3 protein-coding genes are annotated in these 4531 nt (G+C 57.6%); all 3 read left to right on the plus strand.

Annotated elements, in window-relative coordinates; all coding sequences use genetic code 11:
* Positions 1-174: 174 nt before the first annotated feature.
* The 3 genes from ACL9RI_RS27560 to ACL9RI_RS27570 are packed head-to-tail and all read left to right on the plus strand — an operon-like array spanning position 175 to position 4233.
* Positions 175-1653, plus strand: coding sequence for a DUF2868 domain-containing protein (locus ACL9RI_RS27560; protein WP_422729637.1), 1479 nt, complete (start codon positions 175-177; stop codon positions 1651-1653).
* Positions 1650-3125, plus strand: coding sequence for a DUF3482 domain-containing protein (locus tag ACL9RI_RS27565; RefSeq protein ID WP_422729638.1), 1476 nt, complete (start codon positions 1650-1652; stop codon positions 3123-3125). The genes ACL9RI_RS27560 and ACL9RI_RS27565 overlap by 4 nt, the downstream gene beginning before the upstream one ends.
* Positions 3126-3153: 28 nt before the next feature.
* Positions 3154-4233 (plus strand): tartrate dehydrogenase, encoded by a 1080-nt coding sequence (locus ACL9RI_RS27570; RefSeq protein ID WP_422729639.1) that lies wholly within the window; start codon positions 3154-3156, stop codon positions 4231-4233.
* Positions 4234-4531: the final 298 nt, after the last annotated feature.

Raw genomic sequence — 4531 nt, forward strand, 5'->3', positions numbered from 1 at the left:
TGAAAGTAGGTTATTGTCAGGCTTGTTATTCGAAAAAACCCCTTCCGGTGATCCGGTTGGGGTTTTTTTACGTCTGGCGGTTTTGCTGCTTCGCGCCGCCTGCGTTGGCCTGAAATGGAAAAGTACGTCACAATCTGCCTGTCCAGTTGTCGTTTCATACAAAACAGGAGCAATATGAACGAGCAAATTGCGAGAGATGTGGTGCTGGTCCGTGCGATCGAGACGGCCGACGAGAAAAGAGAAGTCCTCAGCGAGGATGACCGCATGTATGCCAGCCGCAGCGCCAGGGAACTGGCCCAGTGGCAAGCATCCGGCAAGCAGGCCGAGGCGACCAGCGATGATTTCCTGCAGCAGCGCTCCGAACAGATTATCAAACGCATTACCGAGCGTACACCGGCCTTTGGCGTATTTGCCAGGCGGCGCAACGGTCTGAAGACGCTGGCCCGCACTTTACCCATTCTTGCATTGCTGCTGGGCGCCGGTCTTGACCGCATCACGGATCCGCATCGCGTCGATTTGCTATCGGCGCCGCTCCTGCTGATCATTGCCTGGAATCTGCTGGTTTATCTGGGTTTGTTGATCTGGCTGTTCATCCCCTCGCATCCGCTGGGCTGGCCCAGGGCGCCGATGGTGCGCTATCTGAGTGTCGGAAAATTGTCCTTGCCGCGCAAATTACCGCATGCCCTGTCTACCGGCTTGCTCAGTTTCATGGGCGAGTGGGCCCATTTGAGCGCGAAGCTCACTTCCGCCCGCCTGAGCCGCACCATTCATTTGAGTGCTGCCCTGTTTGCCATCGGCGCCCTCATTTCGCTCTATGCACGCGGTTTCCTGTCGCAGTATGAAGCTGGCTGGGAAAGTACTTTCCTTGGCGCCAGCCAGGTGCACGGCCTGTTGTCGTTCTTGTTTGCGCCGGCCATTTCGCTGTTTCACCTGCAAGGTTTTTCGCTGGCTGAAATCGAGGCGTTGCGCTTCCCGCAAACCACGGCGGCCGAAGGTGGCGCGCGATGGGTGCATTTATATGCTGCGACCATTTTCCTGCTGGTGGTCTTGCCGCGCGTCGTGCTCGCCCTGGTCAGCAACTGGCGTGCGTCGCGCCTGACGCAGCATTTCCCGCTGGATCTGGATCAACCGTATTTCCGCAAGCTCAATGACAGTATCGGCGTGGCAACGGAAGGCATGCTGCGCGTGCTGCCGTACAGTTTTACGGTTGATGAGGCGCGCCATAAGGGACTGGGCCAGATCGCCATCATGTTGTTTGGCGAGCAGGGCCGCGTGATGCTGCGCCCATCGACCTCGTATGGCGAGGAGCCGCAGGATGTCTTGCGGGGCACGGACTTGAACGACCCGCAAGTCAATATCACGGCGGTCCTGTTCAACCTGACGGCGACGCCTGAAAAAGAAAATCACGGCGCCTTCCTCGATTACCTGGTGAAATCGTCGACGCGCGGTATTGCCGTCTTGCTCGATGAATCGTCTTACCTCGAGCGTGCTGGTGAGCAGGCTGATCAGGGCGCCCGCCTGGCGGAACGTATCGCCTTGTGGCAGCAATTCTGCCAATTCCACAAAACCACGGCCACCCTGGTGAATTTGCTGGATCCTGCCCTCCACCCTCTCGACACTGGTGTCGGCTTGAAATTATCGGTAGCACCATGATCAGTAAAGATGTGCAGGATGATGCCGCGCAGATTCAGTTTGCGCTGATTTCGCATACGAATAATGGCAAGACGACACTGGCCCGTACCCTGGTCGGCGTGGACGTGGGCGAAGTGCGCGACGCGGCCCACGTGACGGTGTTTGCTGAATCGCATACCTTGCTGGCCACGCCGCAGGGCGATGCCTTGCAATTGTGGGATACGCCCGGCTTTGGCGATTCGGTGCGCCTGCTCAAACGCCTGGGGCAATCGGGTAATCCCATCGGCTGGTTTTTGCGCGAAGTGCTTGACCGTTATCGTGACCGTCCGTTCTGGCTCAGCCAGCAGGCGCTGCGCACGGCAAAGGATGCCGCCGATGTGGTGCTGTATCTGGTCAATTCATCGGAAAACCCGAAAGATGCAGGCTACTTGCCGGCGGAAATGAAAATCCTGGAATGGCTGGGCAAACCGGTGGTGGTCTTGCTGAACCAGATGGGGCCGCCGCGGTCTGGTAATGCGGAACAGGCAGAGCAGGAACGCTGGCGCACGCACCTGGCGCAATATCCTGTCGTGCGCGACGTTTTGGCGCTCGATGCCTTTGCCCGTTGCTGGGTACATGAACGCGTGTTTTACGAAGCGGTTGGCAAGTTATTGCCACAGTCGCAGCAGGCTGGATATGCGCGCCTGTTTGCCGCGTGGCAAGCACAAAATGCACAACGCTTTCAGCAAGCGATGCATGTGCTGGCGCAGCAGCTGGTGGTGGCGACACAAGACAGCGCCGCGCTTGAGGCTGCCTCGAAGAGTTTGCTCAAGTCGGCCTTGAAAGTAGTGGGCATCGGCAAGAACGAAGAGCAGCAACGGCAAGAGGGGGCAATGGGCACGCTGATTGCCCGGCTCAATACACGTAGTGGCGAGGCCACGCGTGAATTACTGATCTTGCACAAGCTCGACCCCACCGATGCACACAAGATCAATACCCGCGTACGTGAAAACTTTTCTGTGCGCGCGCCGATCGACAAGGCCCAGGCGGGTTTGCTGGGCGCCATGATTTCCGGTGCCGCAACCGGGCTGTCGGCCGATCTGATTTCCGGCGGCTTGACCCTGGGCACGGGCGCCTTGCTCGGTGGCGTGGTGGGGGCGCTGACGTTTGCCGGCGCCGCATGGGGTTTTAATTCGGGCACGGAGCGCAACGAGCCGACCATGCAATTTACGGACGCTTTCTTGCGTACCCTGGTGGTGGCCGGTGTATTGCGTTATCTGGCGGTGGCGCACTTTGGCCGGGGCCGCGGCAATTTCATCGAAGGCGAAGCGCCGGCATTCTGGCAGGAAATTGTCGAGCAGGAAGTCGCACGGCATGATGACGTCCTGGCTGAATTGTGGAAAGAGTTGCGCCGGGAAAAGTCTGTCGCGCAAGCAGTCGAACGGGCCCAGCCTGTCATCGCAAGCATTACCTCCGACACACTGGCGCGCCTGTACCCGGATGGTGCACACTAGTACTTCATCGCATTGTCAGGAGCAGAGCATGGCCCATCATAAAATCGCTGTCATCGCCGGTGACGGCATCGGTAATGAAGTCATGCCGGAAGGCTTGCGCGTGCTGCAGGCTTGTGCGCAGCGCTACAACATCGCATTGCAGTTCACCACCATGGAATGGGCGAACTGTGATTACTACCTGGAACATGGGCAGATGATGCCCGACGACTGGTTCGAGCAGCTCAAGGATTTCGATGCCATTTACTTTGGCGCTGTGGGCTGGCCAGATAAAGTGCCCGACCATATCTCGCTGTGGGGTTCGCTGCTGAAGTTCCGCCGTGAATTTGATGAATACGTCAATTTGCGTCCAGTGCGTTTGATGCCGGGTGTGCCCTGTCCGCTGGCAAATAAAAAGCCCGGTGATATCGACTTTTATGTGGTGCGTGAAAATACGGAAGGCGAGTACTCGTCCGTAGGCGGCCGCATGTTCGAAGGCACCGAGCGTGAGATCGTCTTGCAGGAATCAGTGTTCACGCGCAAGGGGGTCGATCGCATCCTGAAGTATGCGTTTGAGCTGGCGCAAAGCCGGCCCAAGAAACACCTGACGTCCGCCACCAAGTCGAACGGTATCGCACTGAGCATGCCGTACTGGGATGAGCGGATGGAAGCGATGGCGCCGGCTTATCCCGAGGTACGCTGGGACAAATACCATATTGATATATTGGCGGCCCGCTTTGTGCTGAGCCCCGAACGTTTCGATGTGGTGGTCGCGTCGAACCTGTTTGGCGATATCCTGTCCGACCTGGGGCCCGCTTGCACGGGGACGATCGCCATCGCACCGTCAGCCAACATCAATCCCGAGCGTACCTTTCCTTCCGTCTTCGAACCGGTTCATGGTTCCGCACCGGATATCTATGGCCAGAATATTGCCAACCCGATTGGCATGATCTGGTCGGGTGCCATGATGCTGGACTTCCTCGGCAATGGCGATGCCAATTACAGGGCCGCACATGACGCCATCTTGCGGGCGATCGAGCAAGTGCTGGAACATGGCCCGCGCACGCCGGATATGGGCGGCACTGCCAGCACCACCGAGGTTGGCATGGCGATCGCGGTCTTGTTAAAGTAAATTCTCGAATACGCGTAATAATCCTTGCCGCCTGCGGGCGGCTTTGCTATAGTTCGCCTCCCCAATGAGACGCACTAGTTTGCGGCACGGAGGGATCACCGGAAACGGCGATGCAGTAAAAAGAAGATTGACGGATTTAGTAAAATGCTTCATACTCTTTCTTCTTCGCAGCTGACAAACACAACGCTTTGTCGATAGCGCGAATGTAGTAAATAAGCAGTACCGAATACAGTTCTTTAACAATTAACAGTCGATAAGTGTGGGCATTTGATGGAAGTGCAGCGCTGCGCAAGCAGCG

Origin of the sequence: Janthinobacterium sp. Mn2066 (genome assembly GCF_049319705.1) — a bacterium.
Taxonomy (GTDB): domain Bacteria; phylum Pseudomonadota; class Gammaproteobacteria; order Burkholderiales; family Burkholderiaceae_D; genus Janthinobacterium.

What these genes read in the sequence shown, in the direction of transcription:
- ACL9RI_RS27565 (WP_422729638.1), top strand. Translation starts at nt 1,650, where the DNA reads ATGATCAGTAAAGATGTGCAGGATGATGCCGCGCAGATTCAGTTTGCG.
- ACL9RI_RS27560 (WP_422729637.1), top strand. Translation starts at nt 175, where the DNA reads ATGAACGAGCAAATTGCGAGAGATGTGGTGCTGGTCCGTGCGATCGAG.
- ACL9RI_RS27570 (WP_422729639.1), top strand. Translation starts at nt 3,154, where the DNA reads ATGGCCCATCATAAAATCGCTGTCATCGCCGGTGACGGCATCGGTAAT.